Origin of the sequence: Segatella copri, from assembly GCF_009494395.1 — a bacterium.
Classification (GTDB): domain Bacteria; phylum Bacteroidota; class Bacteroidia; order Bacteroidales; family Bacteroidaceae; genus Prevotella.
Genome location: NZ_VZCB01000016.1, coordinates 1 through 20340, shown reverse-complemented (window position 1 = coordinate 20340; position 20340 = coordinate 1). Strand labels below are relative to the sequence as shown.

The following is a 20340-nucleotide window of genomic DNA, read 5'->3' as shown; positions in this document are numbered from 1 at the left end:
CAGCTGTTACTGCTTTTTTTGAATTATGCAAGGTATAAACGCGGAGCCGCTTACCCCAGGACAGGATTATCTATGACATACTCGATGAAGAAATTCTTGTGTCCATTATTGAGCTAGAAGGACATTACAATGACAAATAACCGAGTCCATATTTCTGTGGAATCGGTAGCTTATAGAATGTATAACAATTTAAAAAGTAAGATATATAAGAAACAGAAAAGAAAGATATAACATAATAAGATTATAAACTTGCGTTTACTAATTTGTTCGGATACACTTAAATTTTGCCAGAATTAAAGTATTAGTACCAACGAAGAGTAAGTTCTGTAAACGCCTGCGCTATAGCGTGGGCGGAACTTATCGTTGGTACGGGCCCGGCAAAAGCCTAAGTGTAGATAAGGGAAGCTCACGCTTCTTCTTTGTCTTCACTTCATCAAGGCTTTCATTGAATGGCTTTCCAGCCAAACCTTCTGTCCGCTGCCCGTTTTACTCCGATAATGATTTAGTTCCAAACGCACCCATCAGCTATAGCAAAAGACGTTGGAGTTCGCTTCAATGTTTGTTGCTATACCTTATTATACATAGTAACCAACAATGAAAAGAGCTACGAATGGACAAATTAAGAATGCAGAGTAGTAATGGTGTCGAGAACAACATTGCGAAAATTGCGCAGCTGTTTCCTGACTGCGTTACGGAGACCGTGGATGAAAGAAGCGGTCAGCCAAAGCACCTCATAGATTTCGAGAAACTCAAGCAGAATCTTTCTGATAGTGTGATGTCAGAAAGAGCGGAACGCTACCAGTTTACCTGGCCCGACAAGAGCAAGGCGATTCTCCTTGCCAATTCTCCAATCAATGCCACACTTCGCCCTTGCCGTGAAGACAGCGTTGATTTCGACAACACCCAGAACCTTTATATCGAGGGCGACAACCTCGATGTTCTCAAATGTCTGAAGGAGACTTACCTCCATAAGGTGAAAATGATCTATATAGACCCACCTTACAATACCGGAAACGATTTTGTTTATGAAGATGATTTCGCTCAGTCTTCAGAAGAATACCTCGCCAACTCAGGACAGTTTGACGAGCAGGGCAACCGTATGTTTACCAATGCCGAAAGCAATGGCAGATTCCATACTGATTGGCTCAACATGATTTATCCGAGATTGAAAGTTGCTAGAGATTTGCTGACCGATGATGGTGTAATATTTATCTCTATTGACGATAATGAGGTAGAGAACCTCAGAAAAGTTTGCGATGAAGTGTTTGGAGAACAAAACTTTATCGCAACTTTAGTTTGGGAAAGAGCTTATTCGCCTAAAAATGATGCCAAATTTATTTCCAATAGTCATGACTACATATTAATGTTTGCTAAAAGAATAGATTCTTTCCATATAGGTAGATTAGAAAGAACCGCAGAAGCAAATGCGAGATATTCTAATCCTGACAACGACCCAAGAGGAGACTGGAAACCAAGCGATATGTCTGTAAAAACATATAATGCAGAATGCGATTATCCTATCACCTGTCCTTCGGGAAGAGTCGTAGAGCCTCCAGCAGGACGCTGCTGGAGTCTCTCACGGAATGCGTTCCGTGAGAGACTCCAAGACAACCGCATATGGTTTGGTACTGACGGTAATAGTGTTCCATGTATAAAACGTTTCCTTAGGGAATTAAAGTTTGATGGAATGGCACCAACCTCTATACTATTTTACAAAGAAGTTGGTCATAGCCAAGAAGGTGCAAAAGAAGTTACAGCATTATTTGGTGATAAAGGTGTATTCGATGGTCCTAAACCTGTACGTTTATTACAACGTTTGCTGACATTAGCAAATCTCAAAGATGATTCTATTGTATTAGATTTTTTCTCAGGAAGTGCCTCTACTGCTCATGCTGTAATGAAAATGAATGCAGAAAAACAAAAACATAGTCCTTTCATTATGGTTCAATTACCAGAACATATCAGCGAAAAAAAGAAAGAACAAGGATATGAAACAGTCTGTGAAATCGGTAAGGAAAGAATAAGAAGAGCCGGCAAGAAGATCAAGGAGGAATTTCCTTTAACCACCCAAGACCTCGATACAGGCTTCCGGGTGCTGAAACTCGATTCCACCAATATGCAGGACATTTACTATTCTCCAAAGGATATTTCACAAGCCGACCTCTTCTCGCAGGTTGATAATGTGAAGCCGGATAGAACTGGCGAAGACCTGCTCTTCCAGGTGATGCTCGAACTCGGTGCAACCCTGGATTCGAAGATAGAAACGACAACAGTAGCTGGCAAGACCATCTATAACGTTGCTGAAGGATACCTCGTGGCTTGCTTCGACCCGGATGTAACCGACGAAGTAGTAAAAGCCATCGCCCAGATGCAACCTGCCTATGCCGTGCTCCGTGATACTAGCATGAAGGATGATTCCACCGCCACCAACTTCGAGCAAATCTTTAAAACATATTCTCCTGACACAGTAACAAGGATTCTATGAAACTGAAGTTTAAGATACAACAATATCAGACCGATGCCGTGGAGAGCGTCATCAACGTCTTTAAGGGGCAGCCCAACCAAGCCAACCTGGAATACAGGATGGATAAGGGAAAACTGTATGTGGTTGACAGCAAGAAGCATGACATCAAATTCGTTCAAACAGATGTCTTTGCCGATAGCGATGATGCCGGCAATAGCCTGGGCTATAAGAACAACCGCCTCGCCATGGATAAGGTGGCTCTCTTTGACAACATCCGGCAGATTCAGACCGAGAACAACATCCATCAGGATGAAGAACTCTGTCAGAAGCTCGGTGCCTGCCAGCTCGATGTGGAGATGGAAACCGGAACGGGAAAGACTTACGTCTATATCAAGACGATGTTCGAACTGAACAAGCAGTATGGCTGGACCAAGTTTATCGTGGTGGTTCCAAGCATCGCTATCCGAGAGGGTGTGAAGAAGAGCTTCGACATCACGGTAGATCACTTCATGGAGCAATACGGCAAGAAGGCCCGCTACTTCATCTACGACAGCAGCAGCCTCAACGACATCGACACCTTCTCGCAGAGCAACGACATCAGCGTGATGATTATCAACACCCAGGCGTTCAACACCATGAAGGAAGGAGCCAAGAACAAGGCGGCACGCATCATCAACTCAGAACGTGATGAGTTCGGTTCCCGAAAGCCTATCGCCGTTCTTGCAGCCAACAACCCAATCATCATTCTGGATGAACCACAGAAGATGGGAGGCGCCGCTACACAGACGGCACTCAAAGCCTTCAATCCGCTCTTCACCCTGAACTACTCCGCTACCCACAAGGAACACCACAACACGGTGTATGTGCTCGATGCTCTCGATGCCTACAACCACAAACTGGTGAAGAAGATAGAGGTAGTAGGTTTCGAACTGAAGAACCTGAAAGGTACCGACAGCTATATCTATTTTGCAGAGCTGCTGCTCTCGAAAGACAAGGCACCACAGGTAAGACTGGAGATAGAACAGCAGAGCACTACGGGAGCCATCAAGCGAATCTACAAGAAGTTGGGCGAAGGCGACGATCTCTATAGTGCCTCCGGAAACATGCTGCAATACAAGGGATTCATGATTACCGACATCGTGGTGGATGCCCGTCAGCCAAGCCGAAGCCAGGTGAAGTTCAGCAACGGCGAAAGTCTGATGTTGAAAGAGGTAATCGGTAACGTAACTGCCGACCACAAGGCTCGCATCCAAATAAGGGAAACCATCAAGGCGCACTTCCGCAAAGAGAGTGCGCTCTTCCATCGTGGTATCAAGTGCCTCTCACTTTTCTTCATCGACGAGGTTGCCAAGTATCGCCAGTATGATGAAGACGGTAATGCGCTGCTGGGACGCTATGGAGAAATCTTTGAACAGGAATACCGGGCAGAGCTGAACGAAAATCAGAATATGTACGACCCAGAATATATGCAGTATCTCAGCTGCATCCCTGTCAACAAGACCCATGAGGGTTATTTCTCCATCGACCCCAAGACCAAGCGCATCAAGGACAGCGATGAGAAGAAGGGAGTCGGAAGCGATGACGTATCGGCTTACGACTTGATTATGAAGGACAAGGAACGACTGCTGAGTCTCGACCCAACTTACTCGCCAGTTCGCTTCATCTTCTCCCACTCTGCCTTGAGAGAAGGTTGGGACAATCCGAACATCTTCCAGATCTGTTCGCTCCGACAGGCAAACAGCATCTCGCAGAAGCGTCAGGAAGTGGGACGAGGATTGCGACTCTGCGTTGACAACAAGGGAGTACGACAGGATGCCGATACCCTGCAGGGGCAGGTGCAGCAGATTAACCGCCTTACCGTGATTGCCTCTGAGGGCTATGCTGATTTCGTAAACGACTTGCAGAAGAATATTTCGGAAGATCTCTACGACCGTCCGAAGGTTGCCGACATCGATTACTTCGATGGAAAAACCTTCACGATTGAGGATGGCAGCAAGCATAGTATCACGACGTCAGAAGCCAAGAAGATTTATTTCTATCTGGTGAAGAATGGTTATGTGGATGACGAAAGTCATGTAACCGATGCTTACCGCTCTGCTGCAACATCAGGAACACTCGCCTCATTGCCAGACGAAGTAAAGCCATACGGCAAATGGATTCACAAACTGATAGAAGGCGTTTGGAATCCTTCTGCCCTTGACGGTATGATAGAAAACGGAAGTACGCCGCAGACTCCGGAGAACAGACTGAATGAGAACTTCACGAAGAAGGAGTTCCAGGAACTCTGGAATCGTATCAACCACAAATATGCCTATACGGTGAACTTCGAAAGCAGGGAACTGATAGAGAAAGCCATTGCCGCCATTAACAAGGAACTGGTGGTTTCGAGACTGAGCTACGTAGTAACCCGAGGAGTGCAGAAGACGGAACTGAAGCACGACGATATGAAGGCGGGCAGCATGATGGTGCAGGAGGAAATGCAGCATGATGACCTGAGAACGGATGTAGTAAGCACCGTAAAGTATGACCTGCTGGGCAAGATTGCCGCCAATACCCGATTGACCCGCAAGACCATCGCCGGGATTTTGAGTCAGATTAAGCCAGAAAAGTTTGATATGTACAAGATGAATCCGGAAGAGTTTATCCGCAGGGTAAGCCGATTGATACTGGAGCAGAAATCCACCATCATCGTAGATCATATCAGTTACAACGAGATAGAGGGAAGCTACGATTCCGCCATCTTTACGGAGGAGAAGCATACCTCACTCGACAAGGCTTACCAGGGAAGGAAGAGCATCGTGGATTATGTGTTTACCGATGGAACGGCAAAGCAGAGTGTGGAACGCAAGTTCGTGGAAGACCTCGATACGAGCACCGATGTTGCCGTATATGCCAAATTGCCAAAAGGCTTCCACATTCCTACCCCTGTGGGCAATTATTCTCCCGACTGGGCGATAGCCTTCAAGGATGGTGCCGTGAAACATGTCTATTTCGTAGCCGAAACCAAGGGCAGCATGTCAACCCTCGACTTGCGAGGTATAGAAGATGGCAAGATAGCCTGTGCCGACAGGCTATTCGAACAACTCTCAGGTTCGGGCATCTACTATCATAAGGTAACCAACTACGACGACTTGATGGAATGGGTGAAATAAGTGAAGAATTATGGAACAGCCGAAACAGATAAACAATACCAGCGAACGATTGGTGGACGACCTGAAGTCGAGGTTGTCCACCCAAAGTCGCATATCCATCGCCGCCGCTTCTTTCTCCATCTACGCCTTCGAAGCCATGAAGGCGGAGCTGGAGAAGGTGGAGGAAGTGCGTTTTATCTTCACCTCGCCAACCTTTGTGGCAGACAAGACGAAGAAAGAGCAGCAACCGCAAAAGAAATTTGCCTTGCATCAGAACTACATGCTGCTAAAAAAGAGGCAGGAGGAACATATTTAGTGATATGCAAAATGTAGCTATGATGATCGCGAAGGGTTCCTAAGTCTACAACTGCATATTACTTATTTTTCCAGTTATTTATGCAAAAATCGATTAAATATTTGGAGTTTACAAAAAAACAACGTATCTTTGTCATCAGATTTAAAAATAATTAAAATCTAACAAGATGGCAAAGTACATCAACCCCTTTACCGATTGGGGCTTCAAGCGTCTTTTCGGTCAAGAATTCAGCAAGGATTTGCTGATAAGCTTTCTCAACGATCTGTTGGAGGGCGAGCTCCACGTCAAGGATGTAGTGTTCAAAGACAAAGAGCAATTGCCACAGACCAAAGATCAACGAGGTATTATCTACGATGTTTTCTGCGAAACCGACACAGGCGAGCGATTCATCCTGGAAATGCAGAACAAGTGGCAACCCAATTTTCTGGATCGCTCCATCTGCTATGCCTGCAGAAGTATTCTGGAACAGGTAGATAAGGGCAAAGCTGAGAATCAGGATGCCTATAAGTTTCTGCCGATATACACAGTTTGTTTCATGAACTATATGCCAAAGGCAGGCGAAGTAAACAAGTTCAGAACAGACATCATATTGGCAGATAAGGAGAGCAAGGAGCAAGCTTCCAACAAGCTTCGCTTCATCTACTTGGCCCTGCCTCTTTTCAAAAAAGAGCCAGCGGAATGTGAGAGTGATTTTGATAAATGGATTTATGTATTGACTCATATGGAAGCATTAACAAGAATGCCTTGGACGGCACAAAAGAAGATTTTCGAGAAGCTTGAGGAATATGCCGACAGTCATAGACTCTCGAAGAAAGAATGGGAAGCCTACGAGAACAGTCTTTGGATTGCTCGCGATAATTTGGCATGTATGGCGGCCGCAGAATCAGAAGCCAGAGCTGAAGGCATGGCAAAAGGCATGGCAAAAGGTATGGCAAAAGGTATGGCAAAAGGTATGGCTGAAGGAAGAGCAAAAGGCATGGCTGAAGGAAGAGCTGAAGGCTCTAATGAGGCAAATATAAATGCTGCACAGCGTATGCTTGCTGATGGTATGTCGAAAGAGCTTGTCATGAAATATACAGGTCTTTCACTCGAGCAAATCAGCAATATCAATTTATGAAGTATAAATAAATACAAGTGAATAAAAAAGGGTGTATCAGAAAAACTTTATGATTTCTGATACACCCTTTTTTTCTTGCCGATGAGCCTACTGGAAATCTGGATTCCAAAAATGGCAAGGAGGTGATGGAACTGCTTTCTGAGCTGCACAAGGAGGGCACCACCATCGTAATGGCACCCCACTCGTTGCATGATGCCAATTATGTCTATATCTCTTCATCAATAAATCGGATGATTTCATCCTGCTGGTCGGGATGATACCAGTGGATTTCGGCATCTCGCTTAAACCAGGTGAGCTGCTTGCGCATGTATTCACGGCTATGCGACTGTATCTGGCGGATGGCTTCATCCTTATCTATCTCTCCATCGAAATAGGCAAACATTTCCTTGTAGCCCACGGTTCTCAAGGCGGTGAGACCCTTGTGTGGATATACGCTGCGGGCTTCTGCCTCCAGGCCTTCCTCCATCATCATCAGCACACGCTGGTTGATTCGGTCGTACAGTTCGGCACGGTCGCGGTTCAGGCCTATCTTGATGATGCGGAAAGGTCGCTGCTTCTTTTCGGCTATACGGAATGAAGTGTAGGTCTTGCCAGTCTGGTGGCAGATTTCCAGGGCATGCACCACGCGGCGTGGATTCTTCTTATCTACTATCGCCCAATGCTCCGGGTCCATCTTGTGGAGTTCTTCTACCAGCGCTTCCAAGCCTTCTTCTTCCAGGCGCTGTTTCATCCAGGTACGGATGTCATCCCGCACGGTAGGAATATCGTCGATACCCTTGCATACGGCATCGATATACATCATGCTGCCGCCTGTAAGCAGCGCCACATCGTGATTCTTGAAGATTTCTTCTTCCAGGAGATTCATCACGTCGGCCTCGTATTGGGCTGCGCTGTAATAATCTTCGATGTGGTGGTTGCCTACGAAATAATGCTTCACCCGCTGCTGCTGTTCGGCAGTAGGTGCTGCGGTTCCGATAGGGAGTTCTGCGAAGATCTGGCGGGAGTCGGCATTAATAATAGGTATAGAGAGATGCTCTGCCAGAGAAAGGCAGAGTTCCGTTTTACCAACACCCGTAGGACCTAAGACCACAATCAATGTTTTCATATATCATTCTTTATATTCAAGAAAAAAGCATCCTTGCTCGTTTCATAAACCTATGCAAGAATGCTTTTTTACCTTTTTATTCTTTTATCCTTTTACTTTTATCGAATGATGCCTCGCTGAGAACTCTCTACGAAGTCGATGATGTACTGGATTTCCTTAGTCACCTCAAGGTTCTTCTTGATTTCCTCAATACCTTCCTTCAGGATACCCTTGCTGTAGAGCAGGCGATAAGCCTCGTGGATGTTCTGGATGGTCTCGTTGCTGAAACCACGACGACGCAAACCGATGAGGTTGATGCTGCAATAGCGGGTAGGCTCCTTGCCAGCAATGATGTAAGGAGGAATATCCTGAGAGAAACGGCAACCGCCCTGAATCATCACGTAGCCTGCGATGTGGCAGAACTGATGAACGAGAACGTTGGCACTGACGATGGCGTTGTCATCTACAACCACCTCGCCGGCAAACTTGGTTGAGTTACCGATAATCAAGCCACTGCCCAGCTCACAGTCGTGAGCCACGTGAACAGTCTCCATCAGGAGGTTGTTGCTGCCTACCACGGTTTTGCCCTTAGAGGCTGTACCACGAGAGATAGTAACGTTCTCACGGATGCTGTTGTTGTCGCCCACTTCGCAGGTTGTCACCTCGCCCTTGAACTTCAAGTCCTGAGGCTTGGTAGAGATGCTAGCGCCTGGGAAGAATTCATTATTGTTGCCGATACGAGCGCCCACGTGGATGGTAACGCTGTTCTGCAATACGTTGTTATCGCCCAAAACGGTGTCCTTGTCGATATAGCAGAAAGGACCGATAATGTTGTTGTCACCGAGTTTTGCCTCTGGATGAACAAACGCTAATGGACTAATCTGATTCATATTTCTATTTTATTATTACTTGTTCTTAACAATCTGTGCAGTGAAAGTAGCCTCAGCCACCACCTGGTCGCCTACGAACATATAGCCCTTCATCGAGCTGATGCCATGGCGTACTGGTGCGAGCAACTCCACACGGAAGAGGAGGGTATCGCCTGGAACCACCTTCTTGCGGAACTTCACGTCGTCGAGCTTCATGAAGTAAGTGCTCCAGCGCTCAGGCTCTTCCAGCTGGTTCAATACGAGCAGGCCGCCACACTGTGCCATCGCCTCTACCTGGAGAACGCCTGGCATTACTGGCTCCTCTGGGAAGTGACCGGTGAAGAATGGCTCGTTGCTGGTTACGTTCTTAACGCCCACGATACTGGTAGGACCCATGGCGATGACCTTATCAACCAACTGCATTGGGTAGCGATGAGGCAGGAGCTGGCGGATGCGGATGTTATCCATGATTGGCTCCTCGTTCGGATCGTAGATAGGAGCCTGGATTTCGTGCTTGCGGATCTCCTTGCGCATGAGACGGGCGAATTTGTTGTTCACGGTGTGACCAGGACGGGTTGCAATGATGCGACCCTTGATAGGCTTGCCGATGAGCGCCATATCGCCGATGATGTCGAGCAGCTTATGGCGAGTACACTCGTTCTCCCACTGCAAAGGACGGTGCTGGATGTAACCCAACTTGCTGGCATCCATGTGAGGCACCTTGAGATGGTCGGCGAGCTGATCGAGCTGCGCCTGCTCTACCTGGCGCTCGTAGATAACGATGGCATTGTCCAAGTCGCCACCCTTGATGAGATTGGCCTGGAGCAATGGCATGATATCGCGAACGAAAACGAAGGTACGTGCAGAAGCAATCTCGTCAACGTAGGTCTCCATCTTATCGAGGGTAGCAAACTGGCTGTTGATGAATTTGCTCTCGAAAGAACACATCGCCGTGATGCTGAACTCCTCATCTGGAAGAATGGTGATGACAGAACCGTTGTCGTCCTTCACCTCAATCTTATGACGGATGATATAATAGTCCTTCTCTGCATTCTGCTCCTGGATGCCCACGCTCTGAATCTTCTCTACATACATGGCTGCAGAGCCATCGAGGATAGGGAACTCTGGACCGTTAACCTGGATGAAACAGTTGTCGATGCCGAGGGCATAGAGTGCTGACATACCGTGCTCGATGGTAGAGATGCGGATATCGCCCTTGCCGAGTACGGTGCCACGCTGGGTTTCAACGACGTTCTCGGCTACAGCCTGGATGATAGGCTCGCCTTCGAGGTCGATGCGCTGTATCTTATAACCGGTGTTCTCTGGTGCAGGATTGAAAGTCACGGTGAGGCTCAAGCCTGTGTGCAATCCCTTGCCGCAAAGAGAGAAACTACCTTTCAGTGTCTTCTGTTTTGACATAATTATATTCATTTTTTAGGCACGGATTACACGGATTTTTTCTCTGCGTTTTCTTCGGAATCCTTAGTGGCATTAGCCTCCGCATCATCCGTATCATCCGTGCCTTATTATTTTTAATTGTTTTTCTTTAATTCTTCAATCTGCTTCTTCAGGTCGTTGAGCTCCTTGTACATGTCAGGCAGGCGACGGAAGATGGCCTGTGACTTGAAGTAAGCACGCTGCTCCATAGGAGGAGTACCGATGAGCTGCTGGCCGCTCTTGAGGCTGCCTGGCACACCGCTCTGTGCTCCGAGGAACACCTTGTCGCCGATGGTGATGTGACCGGCGATACCCACCTGACCACCAAACATACACCATTCGCCAACCTTGGTACTGCCGGCTACACCCACCTGAGAAGACATCACGGTGTTGGCACCGATGTCGGTGTTGTGGGCAATCTGAACCAGGTTGTCGAGCTTCACGCCCTTGCGAACGTAGGTAGAGCCCATGGTAGAGCGGTCAACGCAAGTGTTGGCACCAATCTCCACATCATCCTCGATGGTTACGATACCAATCTGAGGAATCTTGTCGTATCCATCAGGTCCTGGAGCGAAGCCGAAGCCATCAGCACCGATGACACAACCTGCATGGAGAGTCACGTTATCGCCGAGCTTACAGCCGTGATAAACGGTTACGTTAGGGTAGATGAGGGCATTCTTGCCAATCTTCACACCCTCGCCGATGTAGGCGTGAGGATAAATCTGGCTACCTTCGCCCACCTCTGCACCATCGCTGATATAAGCGAAAGCGCCAATATAGACGTTCTCTGCCACCTTAGCCTTTGGAGAAACAAAAGCCAATGGGTCGATGCCTGTCTTCTTTGGTTTCATAGACTCGTACATCTGAAGCAGCTTAGCCACACATTCGTAGGCGTTCTTCACACGGATGAGGGTAGCGCTGACTGGGTGTTCCAGTTCTACGGTCTCATCAATGAGCACGATGCTAGACTTCGTGTCGTACACGAAGTGAGTGTATTTAGGGTTAGAAAGGAACGAGATTGCACCTTCCTTGCCTTCTTCGATTTTAGCGAAGGTGTTGACTGTTGCATTCTCATCACCTTCCACACGGCCCTGAACGAACTGGGCTATTTGTTGAGCGGTAAATTCCATAATTTATCTGTCTTCTAGTTTGTTTTAATTGGTCACCCAAGGTATAAATACCTTTAGGTAAACACATTTTGTTTGCAAAAATAACAAAATAAATTTAGATTCTCGTCATTCTTTCGTAATATTTTGCTTTTTTCGCCAACAAATAGGTATTTTTAAGGCGCAAAGCGTCTTTTTCAAGATACTTTGCGCCTAAAATCTTATTTTTGGGTGGGGGATTGTAAATCCCCCGGTTTAATAGGTCGAACCTTTTTTTACGGCGGATTTCAAATCCGCCGGGACGCCTAGCGGGAGGCTTAGCCCAGCTTGGCAAGCTCTGCTGCCATTTCTTCCTGCAATTCCTTTGCCTTCTGGCCTGCTACCTCTGCGAAGTCCTCACCGTTGCTGGCGTAGATGATGCCGCGAGATGAGTTGACGAGCAGACCGCAATCCTTGATGATACCATACTTGCAAACCTCCTGGAGGCTACCACCCTGAGCACCAACACCTGGTACGAGGAGGAAGTGGTTAGGAGCCACCTTGCGGATGTCCTCGAACATCTGACCCTGAGTAGCACCTACTACGTACATCATGTTCTCGTCGTTGCCCCATTCCTGGCTCTTCTTCAGAACCTTCTCGAAGAGGCGCTCGCCTTCCTTGTCCTCTGTGAGCTGGAAGTCGTGGCTACCCTTGTTGCTGGTCAAAGCCAGAAGGATGACCCACTTGCCCTCATACTCGAGGAATGGCTTGACAGAATCCTCGCCCATGTAAGGAGCTACGGTTACTGAATCGAGGTTGTACTCCTCGAAGAAAGTCTGGGCGTACATCTTTGAGGTGTTGCCGATGTCGCCACGCTTTGCGTCAGCGATGATGAAGTGGTTTGGATAGTGGCTCTTGAGATACTTGATGGTGTTCTCGAAGGCAATCATGCCGTCGATGCCACGGCTCTCGTAGAAAGCCAAGTTTGGCTTGTAAGCCACGCAGTAAGGAGCGGTAGCGTCGATGATAGCCTGGTTGAACTTAAACATCATCTCAGCTTCTGCGCCCTGGATTTCTTCATCCTCTGTAATGCACTTAGGCAACTTATTGATATCTGTGTCAAGACCTACGCACAAGAAGCTCTTCTTGGCGAAAATCTGCTCTACAAGTTCTTTTCTGTTCATAATATGGTATTTATAATGATTCATCGCTCCGGTTCTCGGAACGATGATAAGGGTTCTACAATTCTGTTTCTTTCAGTTTCTCTGCATTCTCAGCCACGGTCAGGGCATCAATCATATCCTGGATGTTACCAGCCAGGAAACCATTGAGGTCGTGGGTGGTGTAACCGATACGGTGGTCGGTAACACGGCCCTGTGGGAAGTTGTAGGTACGAATCTTCGCACTGCGGTCACCGGTAGAGACGAGGCTCTTGCGGCGGCTGGCGATATCGTCAACATACTTCTGATGCTCACGGTCGTGGATGAAGGTATAGAGGCGGCTCAAGGCACGCTCCTTGTTCTTTGGCTGGTCACGGGTTTCGGTACACTCGATAAGGATTTCCTCTACCTCCCCAGTGTTAGGGTTCTTCCAAGGGTAGCGGAGGCGAACTCCAGACTCTACCTTGTTCACGTTCTGACCACCGGCACCAGAGCTTCGGAAGGTATCCCACTTGATGTCACCCTCGTTGATGTTCACCTCAAACTTATCTGCTTCTGGCAATACAGCCACGGTAGCCGCTGAGGTGTGCATACGGCCCTGAGTCTCAGTGGCAGGTACACGCTGAACACGGTGAACACCAGACTCATACTTCAATGTACCGTAAACATCTGTTCCGCTTACAGCGAAGTCGATTTCCTTGTATCCACCCACAGCGCCCTCAGAGACAGAAGTCACGCTGACAGTCCATCCCTTAGACTCACAATATTTCTTATACATAGAGAAGAGGTCACCGGCGAAGAGGGCAGCCTCGTCGCCACCGGCACCGCCACGAATCTCCATCTGTACATTCTTGGCATCCTCTGGATCCTTAGGAACCAGGGCAATCTTGATTTCTTCTTCGAGCTTAGGCTGCAGAGCCTCGTTCTCGTTGAGTTCCTCGCGAGCCATCTCCTTCATTTCAGGGTCGCTTTCGTTGGCGAGGATATCCTTAGCTTCCTTGATGCTGTTCAGACAGTTGATGTATCGCTTGCGTGCGTCCATGATGTCGCCAAGGTCTTTCCACTCCTTGGTGAGCTTCACGTAGCGTGGCTGGTCGGCGATGACATCAGGGTCGGTAATGAGGGTGCTTACTTCCTCGTATCGGCTCTCTAAGCCTTCTAGCTTCTGTAATATGTTGTTATTATCCATTAATTTTAAATTCTATTTTTAGTATTCGAATGTTCCGAATTCGCTCTTGATGGTCAGGCTGCGCTTGCCTTCCTCGATGTGACCCACAATCTGGGCATCGATGTTGAAGCTCTTGCTGATGGCGATGACCTTCTCAGCTACCTCTGGGCGAACGTAGATCTCCATGCGGTGACCCATGTTGAATACCTGATACATCTCCTTCCAGTCGGTCTCTGAGCAGTCGTGGATTGCCTTGAAGAGTGGAGGTACTGGGAACATGTTGTCCTTCACTACCTTGCAGTTCTCGCCTACGAAGTGCAGAACCTTGGTCTGGGCACCACCTGTACAGTGAACCATACCGTGAACCTCTGGGCGGAGCTCGTCGAGAATCTTCTTGATAACCGGAGCATAGGTGCGGGTAGGAGAGAGTACCAGCTCACCGGCGTTGATAGGAGAACCCTCAACCTCATCGGTCAACTTATACTTGCCGCTGTAAACCAACTCATCTGGCACGGCGTGGTCGTAGCTCTCAGGATAGTTCTCAGCGAGATACTTGGCGAATACATCGTGGCGGGCAGAAGTCAAACCGTTGCTACCCATACCGCCGTTGTACTTCTTCTCGTATGTAGCCTGACCTGTAGAAGAAAGACCTACGATGACATCGCCTGGACGGATGTTGGCGTTGTTGATGACGTCGCTGCGCTTCATGCGGCAGGTTACGGTAGAGTCAACGATGATGGTACGAACCAGGTCGCCTACATCGGCAGTCTCACCGCCTGTAGGATAGATGCCGATACCCATCTCGCGCATCTCGTGGAGCAGGTCGTCGGTACCGTTGATGATAGCCGAGATTACCTCGCCAGGGATGAGCATCTTGTTGCGGCCGATGGTAGAGCTAACGAGGATGTTGTCTACGGCACCCACGCAGAGCAGGTCGTCGGTATTCATCACGATAGCATCCTGAGCGATACCCTTCCATACAGAGAGGTCGCCCGTCTCCTTCCAGTACATGTAAGCCAAGCTAGACTTGGTACCTGCACCGTCGGCGTGCATAATGTTGCAATACTCTGGGTCGCCGCCCAGGATATCAGGGATAATCTTGCAGAAAGCCTGTGGGAAGATACCCTTGTCGATGTTCTTGATAGCGTTGTGAACATCTTCCTTTGCTGCGCTTACACCGCGCATCATATATCTATTGTTACTCATATCTAAATTGATCTCCAATTATGATTCTTATAATTTCCTTATCGTTCTTATAAATGTAGATGTTCAAGTTTACTATGCTGAATCTGTACTTGTAAACATCTATGTTTATGAAGTATTTATTTTTCTTCATGCCAGAAATCCCAGCTGGCGAATGCCTGGAGGAGCAGCATTTCCAAGCCATTCTTTACTGTGGCTCCATGTTCTTTTCCCTTCTTCATGAAAAGGGTTTCGTCAGGATTGTAGATGAGGTCATAGAGCAGCGTGTGGGTGTCCATCGCCTCGTAAGGCAGTGGAGGGCACTCATCTACATGAGGATACATGCCCACTGGAGTACAGTTGACGATGACATTGTATTCCTTGATTACCTCAGGAGTAATCTTATCGTATTGGATAGTACCAGGACGTTCGTATCGACTCACAAACAAGGTTTCCAGACCTAGTGATTTCAAACCGTAGTTGATGGCTTTAGATGCACCTCCGGTACCCAGGATAAGTGCTTTCTTATGACACTTCTCCAGGAATGGCTCGATGCTCTTTGTAAAGCCAATGACGTCGCTATTATAGCCGGTGAGCACAGTTTCATTGCCCTTGTGATCAACCTTCACCACATTGACGGCTCCGATGGCGTTGGCCTCAGGGCTTACGCTGTCGAGATAGCTGATTACTTTCTCCTTGTAAGGAATGGTTACGTTGAAACCCTTCAGTTCGGGATTGGTGTCGAGTACCTCAGCTAAACCTTCGATGCTAGGCAGCTCGAAGTTGATGTACTTGGCATTGATTCCTTCGTTCTCAAACTTCTCGTTGAAATAGCTTTTTGAGAAGGAGTGGCCCAAAGGGAAACCTATGAGTCCATACTTGTCCATACTGATATTCTTATTTAAAATTCATAATTTATTTGGTTGCAAAATAGAGTGTGCAGATGCCGAAGGTGAGTCGGGTGAACTCTGCTTTCTCGAAACCTGCCTTCTTGAATACCTCCATCATCGTCTCTCCCTGAGGGAATGCCTCGATAGTCTTGGTGAGGTAGCTGTAGGCACTCTGGTCTTTCGAAATCAGCTTGCCGTAGATAGGCAATACTGTATGCGAATAGATGTGGAACAGCTGCTTCATCGGGAAGCTGACCGGAGTGGTGAGCTCTACGATGCAGAGATGTCCTCCCTTCTTCAGTACTCGGCACATTTCGCAAAGACCCTGGTCCAGGTTCTGGAAGTTGCGGATGCCGAAGGCGGCAGTTACTGCATCAAATGTATTGTCTTCGTATGAGAGGTGAAGACAATCTTCCTTGTCGAAGCGGATCACTCCGTCAAGTCCCAGCTGCTTTACCTTCTGTCTTCCTATCTCCATCATTCCCTGCGAGATGTCTGCTCCGATGAGTTTGTCGGGATGCAGCATCCGGGCGGCAAGGATGGCGAAGTCGCCGGTGCCGGTGGCGATGTCGAGCATTTTCTTTGGAGAGAAGGGCGCAAGTCGCTTGATAGCCTTCTTGCGCCATCCCTTGTCGATATCCCACGAGAGTCGGTGGTTCAGGGTGTCGTAGGTAGGGGCGATGTTGTCAAACATCTCCTCTACCAGCTTGCCCTTATCTCCTGTGCCCTCGTAGGGCTTAATCTGTTCTTGCTTATACATTATTAATTATTTACGTGTAGCAAGCCATTCACTTACGTTCTTCTCGATACGTGCAGCGATGTCACCTTCCTCAGCAGCCTTGTCGAACTTCTCGCCTGTGATGTGCTCGTAAAGCTCGATGTAGCGGTCTGATACGCTCTCTGCATACTCGTCGGTGATTTCAGGCATGGTCTGACCTGGCTCGTTCATGAAGTTGTGCTCGATGAGCCACTGGCGAACGAACTCCTTGGAAAGCTGGCGCTGAGGCTCACCCTTCTCAAACTTCTCCTCGTAGCCGTCAGCATAGAAGTAGCGGCTAGAGTCTGGAGTGTGGATCTCGTCGATGAGGTAAACCTTACCGTCGCGCTTGCCAAACTCATACTTGGTATCAACGAGAATCAAGCCCTGCTTAGCAGCGATTTCCTGACCACGAGCGAAGATCTTGCGTGTATAGTCTTCCATTACAGCGTAATCCTCTGCACTAACAATACCCTGGGCAATGATCTCTTCCTTAGAGATGTTCATGTCGTGACCCTCGTCAGCCTTGGTAGTAGGAGTAATGATTGGCTCTGGGAAACGCTCGTTCTCGCGCATTCCGTCAGGCAACTTCACACCGCAGATCTCACGGCATCCCTTCTGATAGTCGCGCCATGCGCTACCGGTGAGGATTGAGCGGATGATCATTTCTACGCGGAAACCCTCGCACTTCAAACCAATAGTTACCATAGGGTCTGGAGTAGCCAACTTCCAGTTTGGACAGATGTCTGTAGTTGTGTCCAAGAACTTAGCTGCAATCTGATTGAGCACCTGTCCCTTGAATGGGATACCCTTAGGCAGAACAACGTCGAACGCTGAGATTCTGTCGGTAGCGACCATCACGAGGATGTCGTCGTTAATGTCATACACATCACGTACTTTACCGTGGTAAACACTCTTCTGTCCATCGAAATGGAAATCTGTCTTTGTTAATGCTTTCATTTTACTTTGAACTTTGAATTTTGAACTTTGAACTTTATGATATGCTTTATTGATGATCTGCATTCTTGATGAAATCTATTTTTAAAGAATCATTCTGTTCATTCTTAATTCTGATTATTTTGAATTATCTTTTTCTGCTTTCAGAGCTTCTCGTGCTTCCGCTCTCTCCTTGTCATACTTGTCGTATGCATTGACGATGCGGGTTACGAGCTTGTGTCGCACAATATCCTTCTGCCCCAGTTTCACGACTCCGATTCCTTCTACTCCTTCCAGGATCTTGAGTGCTTCCTTCAGTCCGCTTCGCTGCTCTCTAGGCAAGTCGATCTGGGTCAGGTCGCCGGTGATGATCATCTTGGTGTTCATGCCCATACGGGTAAGGAACATTCTAATCTGCTGGGAGGTTGTGTTCTGCGCCTCGTCAAGAATGACGACGGCGTCGCTGAGTGTGCGTCCACGCATGAAGGCAAGTGGCGCAATCTGGATAATGTGCTTTTCCATCATGTCTTGCAGCTTGACGGCAGGAATCATGTCTTCCAGTGCATCATACAGTGGCTGCAGGTAAGGGTCAATTTTATCTTTCATGTCGCCTGGCAGGAAACCGAGCTTTTCGCCCGCTTCTACGGCAGGTCGTGATAGGATGATCTTTTTAATGGCTTTCTCCTTGAGTGCTTTTACGGCAAGGGCGATGCTGAGGTAGGTCTTACCGGTTCCGGCAGGCCCCACGGCAAATACCATGTCGTTCTTTTCGTAAGCTTCAATGAGTTGCTGCTGGTTTTCGCTGCGGCTCTTGATAGGTCTTCCGCTGATGCTGTAAACCAGCACGCCTTTTACGGAGTCAGCTTTGGTCTGTTTGCCTTTCACAATATCAAGGATATCTTCTTCATTGAGCATGTTATATTTAGCTAAGTGCTTGCGCATCAGCTCAATGTCTTCTTCTGCTTTCGCCATTTCTTCCTCGTCGCCAAGCACACGAAGCACGTTGTCACGTGCCACGATACGCAACTTAGGATACAGTGATTTTATCATCTGTAGATGAGCATTATTCACTCCGTAGAACATCACTGGATCTACATCTTCGAGTACTATATGTTTCTCTATCAAAATTTCTAATCTTAAATCGTTTAAACCTTTATATGTTATATAACGCTGCAAAATTACAACTTTTCCTCGAAATAAGCAAATTTCTTATGCTTTTTTTGAGATTATCGGGCAAACTGTTCTGGTAAACCGTCTGTGAGACAGAGGGAACTTGTTTATATTGCTGTTAAAAAAATAACACGGACAAATTGAATTTGTCCGGCTCTTTCGTCTGGTTGCTTGTAACATCTTGATAGATAGTTGCTTATAAGTCTTCTGGTAATTTGCCCGGACAAATTGAATTTGTCCGTGTTTTTTTTAGTTTAAAACATGCCTGTTTCTGCTGTTTTTCGATGATAAAGGCTGTGATTTCAAGAAGAAGTCTATTTGTTTCTTCATAGAAAACTATGAGTTAGCACCCACAAAACTATGAGTTATTTTTATTAACATAAGGCTCTAAAGCAGCCAAAGGAGAATAAGAGAGGTTGGAACGTAAACAGTTGGGAATGAGTAGATTTGCACAAAGTTGCCGAATTGGCATAAAGCAAGCGAGTGAGGAATATTGAAGTAGTTCAGTTACTAAATCGTGAGCCACAGTTACCTATGCAAAGCAGGTAACAATGCGGAAAGGCAACTTTGTGCATCAACGGATTTTATTGCGCTGATTCTCAATATTTTGCGTATCAAGGAACGCTTACAAAATGATTATATTTGCACACTCAAAATGTAAGCGTTATGAAAATCGAAAAATTCAAGGTGTTGCTCTACCTAAAAAAGAGCGGAATGGACAAGAATGGAAAAGCTCCCATCATGGGACGCATCACGGTGAACAGGACTATGGCGCAGTTCTCCTGCAAGTTGTCTTGCACTCCATCGCTTTGGAATCCTCGTGCCAGCCGATTGGAGGGCAAGAGCAAGGAAGCCGTGGAGACCAACAAGGACATCGGGCAGTTGTTGCTTTCCATCCAAAAGGCTTTCGATGTGCTTGTGGAAAAGAGAACGGACTTCGAGGCTAAGGATGTCAAGGAGGCTTTGCAGGGCAGCGTCAAGACACAGACCACCCTTCTCTCCTTCGTGGACGAGCATATCAGTGAACTCAGCACCCATGAGGGCATCGATATGTCGAAGAGCAGTGTCTGGACTTACAGAAAGATTCGCAAGAATCTTGCTGAGTTCATCGGGGAGAAGTATAGGTTGACTGATTTGGCTTTCGGACAGCTGACCGAGCCTTTCATCAGTGACTTTCACCATTACTTGCTTGACGAGAAAGGCTTTTCATCAGGAACCATCACCATCTATGTGTCGCTCTTCAAGAAGATGTGCCGCATCGCCTTTGAGCGAGGCTTGTGCAAGAACCTGCTGTTCGCCCATTATCGGGTTGGCACTCCAAGGGTTACGACACCCAAGGCTCTCAGCATGTCTGATTTCATAAAAATCCGTGATGTGGAACTGCCCGAAGACAAGCCGAGACTATCCGTTAGCCGTGACCTGTTTCTTTTCGCCTGCTATGCAGGAACAGCCTTCATAGACACCGTTTCCATCACGAAAGCCAATGTCAAGGTGTTGGAGGATGGCGACAAATGGCTCATCTATAACCGCAAGAAGACCGGAACACTTGCCAGGGTGAAACTCCTGCCCGAGGC

General features: G+C 47.5%; 16 protein-coding genes and 1 pseudogene. 6 read left to right on the top strand and 11 right to left on the bottom strand.

The window, feature by feature from the left end; genetic code table 11:
- The first annotated feature begins 610 nt into the window (after positions 1-610).
- From F7D73_RS01935 to F7D73_RS01915, 5 genes and pseudogenes are all read left to right on the top strand, one after another.
- Positions 611-2485: a site-specific DNA-methyltransferase gene (locus F7D73_RS01935; protein WP_194256812.1), complete on the top strand. Its 1875-nt coding sequence runs from the start codon at positions 611-613 to the stop codon at positions 2483-2485.
- On the top strand, positions 2482-5616 hold the full coding sequence (locus tag F7D73_RS01930) for a type III restriction-modification system endonuclease (RefSeq protein ID WP_153122040.1): 3135 nt from the start codon (positions 2482-2484) through the stop codon (positions 5614-5616). The genes F7D73_RS01935 and F7D73_RS01930 overlap by 4 nt, the downstream gene beginning before the upstream one ends.
- Before the next feature lie 10 nt (positions 5617-5626).
- Complete coding sequence (locus F7D73_RS01925) at positions 5627-5911, top strand: hypothetical protein (protein WP_228117605.1); 285 nt, start codon at positions 5627-5629, stop codon at positions 5909-5911.
- Positions 5912-6077: 166 nt separating this feature from the next.
- Positions 6078-7028 (top strand): Rpn family recombination-promoting nuclease/putative transposase, encoded by a 951-nt coding sequence (locus F7D73_RS01920; protein WP_153122039.1) that lies wholly within the window; start codon positions 6078-6080, stop codon positions 7026-7028.
- Between the two features lie 74 nt (positions 7029-7102).
- Positions 7103-7285 (top strand): annotated as a pseudogene (locus tag F7D73_RS01915) (hypothetical protein); the annotation flags it as partial.
- Here the strand turns inward: F7D73_RS01915 and miaA are convergent.
- From miaA to F7D73_RS01860, 11 genes are all read right to left on the bottom strand, one after another.
- Positions 7234-8133: a tRNA (adenosine(37)-N6)-dimethylallyltransferase MiaA gene (gene miaA, locus F7D73_RS01910; RefSeq protein WP_153122038.1), complete on the bottom strand. Its 900-nt coding sequence runs from the start codon at positions 8131-8133 to the stop codon at positions 7234-7236. The pseudogene F7D73_RS01915 and the gene miaA sit on opposite strands and share 52 nt — an antisense overlap.
- 98 nt (positions 8134-8231) lie before the next feature.
- Positions 8232-9002 carry an acyl-ACP--UDP-N-acetylglucosamine O-acyltransferase gene (gene lpxA, locus F7D73_RS01905; protein WP_089543518.1) on the bottom strand — a complete coding sequence of 257 codons (771 nt, stop codon included), beginning with the start codon at positions 9000-9002 and terminating at the stop codon, positions 8232-8234.
- A gap of 15 nt (positions 9003-9017) precedes the next feature.
- Positions 9018-10400 carry a bifunctional UDP-3-O-[3-hydroxymyristoyl] N-acetylglucosamine deacetylase/3-hydroxyacyl-ACP dehydratase gene (locus F7D73_RS01900; RefSeq protein ID WP_437182278.1) on the bottom strand — a complete coding sequence of 461 codons (1383 nt, stop codon included), beginning with the start codon at positions 10398-10400 and terminating at the stop codon, positions 9018-9020.
- 113 nt (positions 10401-10513) lie between these two features.
- On the bottom strand, positions 10514-11548 hold the full coding sequence (lpxD, locus tag F7D73_RS01895; protein WP_153122036.1) for a UDP-3-O-(3-hydroxymyristoyl)glucosamine N-acyltransferase: 1035 nt from the start codon (positions 11546-11548) through the stop codon (positions 10514-10516).
- Between the two features lie 293 nt (positions 11549-11841).
- On the bottom strand, positions 11842-12687 hold the full coding sequence (gene pyrF, locus F7D73_RS01890) for an orotidine-5'-phosphate decarboxylase (RefSeq protein ID WP_153122035.1): 846 nt from the start codon (positions 12685-12687) through the stop codon (positions 11842-11844).
- Between the two features lie 55 nt (positions 12688-12742).
- On the bottom strand, positions 12743-13852 hold the full coding sequence (gene prfA, locus F7D73_RS01885; RefSeq protein WP_153122034.1) for a peptide chain release factor 1: 1110 nt from the start codon (positions 13850-13852) through the stop codon (positions 12743-12745).
- Positions 13853-13870: 18 nt separating this feature from the next.
- On the bottom strand, positions 13871-15019 hold the full coding sequence (locus F7D73_RS01880) for an AIR synthase-related protein (RefSeq protein WP_006847235.1): 1149 nt from the start codon (positions 15017-15019) through the stop codon (positions 13871-13873).
- A 134-nt stretch (positions 15020-15153) separates the two neighbouring features.
- Complete coding sequence (locus F7D73_RS01875; RefSeq protein WP_153122033.1) at positions 15154-15900, bottom strand: shikimate dehydrogenase family protein; 747 nt, start codon at positions 15898-15900, stop codon at positions 15154-15156.
- 28 nt (positions 15901-15928) lie between these two features.
- Positions 15929-16663: a bifunctional demethylmenaquinone methyltransferase/2-methoxy-6-polyprenyl-1,4-benzoquinol methylase UbiE gene (gene ubiE, locus F7D73_RS01870; protein WP_153122032.1), complete on the bottom strand. Its 735-nt coding sequence runs from the start codon at positions 16661-16663 to the stop codon at positions 15929-15931.
- A 6-nt stretch (positions 16664-16669) separates the two neighbouring features.
- The gene (locus F7D73_RS01865) at positions 16670-17620 is read right to left on the bottom strand and encodes a phosphoribosylaminoimidazolesuccinocarboxamide synthase (protein WP_153122031.1); all 951 of its coding nucleotides are present in this window, start codon (positions 17618-17620) and stop codon (positions 16670-16672) included.
- Between the two features lie 114 nt (positions 17621-17734).
- The gene (locus tag F7D73_RS01860) at positions 17735-18721 is read right to left on the bottom strand and encodes a PhoH family protein (RefSeq protein ID WP_153122030.1); all 987 of its coding nucleotides are present in this window, start codon (positions 18719-18721) and stop codon (positions 17735-17737) included.
- 711 nt (positions 18722-19432) lie between these two features.
- Between F7D73_RS01860 and F7D73_RS01855 the strand changes: the two genes are divergently transcribed.
- Positions 19433-20340: site-specific integrase (locus F7D73_RS01855; RefSeq protein WP_153122029.1), on the top strand; the 908-nt coding region annotated here is incomplete at its 3' end.

Coding starts and splice junctions, on each gene's coding strand:
- F7D73_RS01935 (WP_194256812.1), top strand. CDS start 611: ATGGACAAATTAAGAATGCAGAGTAGTAATGGTGTCGAGAACAACATT.
- F7D73_RS01930 (WP_153122040.1), top strand. CDS start 2,482: ATGAAACTGAAGTTTAAGATACAACAATATCAGACCGATGCCGTGGAG.
- F7D73_RS01925 (WP_228117605.1), top strand. CDS start 5,627: ATGGAACAGCCGAAACAGATAAACAATACCAGCGAACGATTGGTGGAC.
- F7D73_RS01920 (WP_153122039.1), top strand. CDS start 6,078: ATGGCAAAGTACATCAACCCCTTTACCGATTGGGGCTTCAAGCGTCTT.
- miaA (WP_153122038.1), bottom strand. CDS start 8,133: ATGAAAACATTGATTGTGGTCTTAGGTCCTACGGGTGTTGGTAAAACG.
- lpxA (WP_089543518.1), bottom strand. CDS start 9,002: ATGAATCAGATTAGTCCATTAGCGTTTGTTCATCCAGAGGCAAAACTC.
- F7D73_RS01900 (WP_437182278.1), bottom strand. CDS start 10,400: ATGTCAAAACAGAAGACACTGAAAGGTAGTTTCTCTCTTTGCGGCAAG.
- lpxD (WP_153122036.1), bottom strand. CDS start 11,548: ATGGAATTTACCGCTCAACAAATAGCCCAGTTCGTTCAGGGCCGTGTG.
- pyrF (WP_153122035.1), bottom strand. CDS start 12,687: ATGAACAGAAAAGAACTTGTAGAGCAGATTTTCGCCAAGAAGAGCTTC.
- prfA (WP_153122034.1), bottom strand. CDS start 13,852: ATGGATAATAACAACATATTACAGAAGCTAGAAGGCTTAGAGAGCCGA.
- F7D73_RS01880 (WP_006847235.1), bottom strand. CDS start 15,019: ATGATGCGCGGTGTAAGCGCAGCAAAGGAAGATGTTCACAACGCTATC.
- F7D73_RS01875 (WP_153122033.1), bottom strand. CDS start 15,900: ATGGACAAGTATGGACTCATAGGTTTCCCTTTGGGCCACTCCTTCTCA.
- ubiE (WP_153122032.1), bottom strand. CDS start 16,663: ATGTATAAGCAAGAACAGATTAAGCCCTACGAGGGCACAGGAGATAAG.
- F7D73_RS01865 (WP_153122031.1), bottom strand. CDS start 17,620: ATGAAAGCATTAACAAAGACAGATTTCCATTTCGATGGACAGAAGAGT.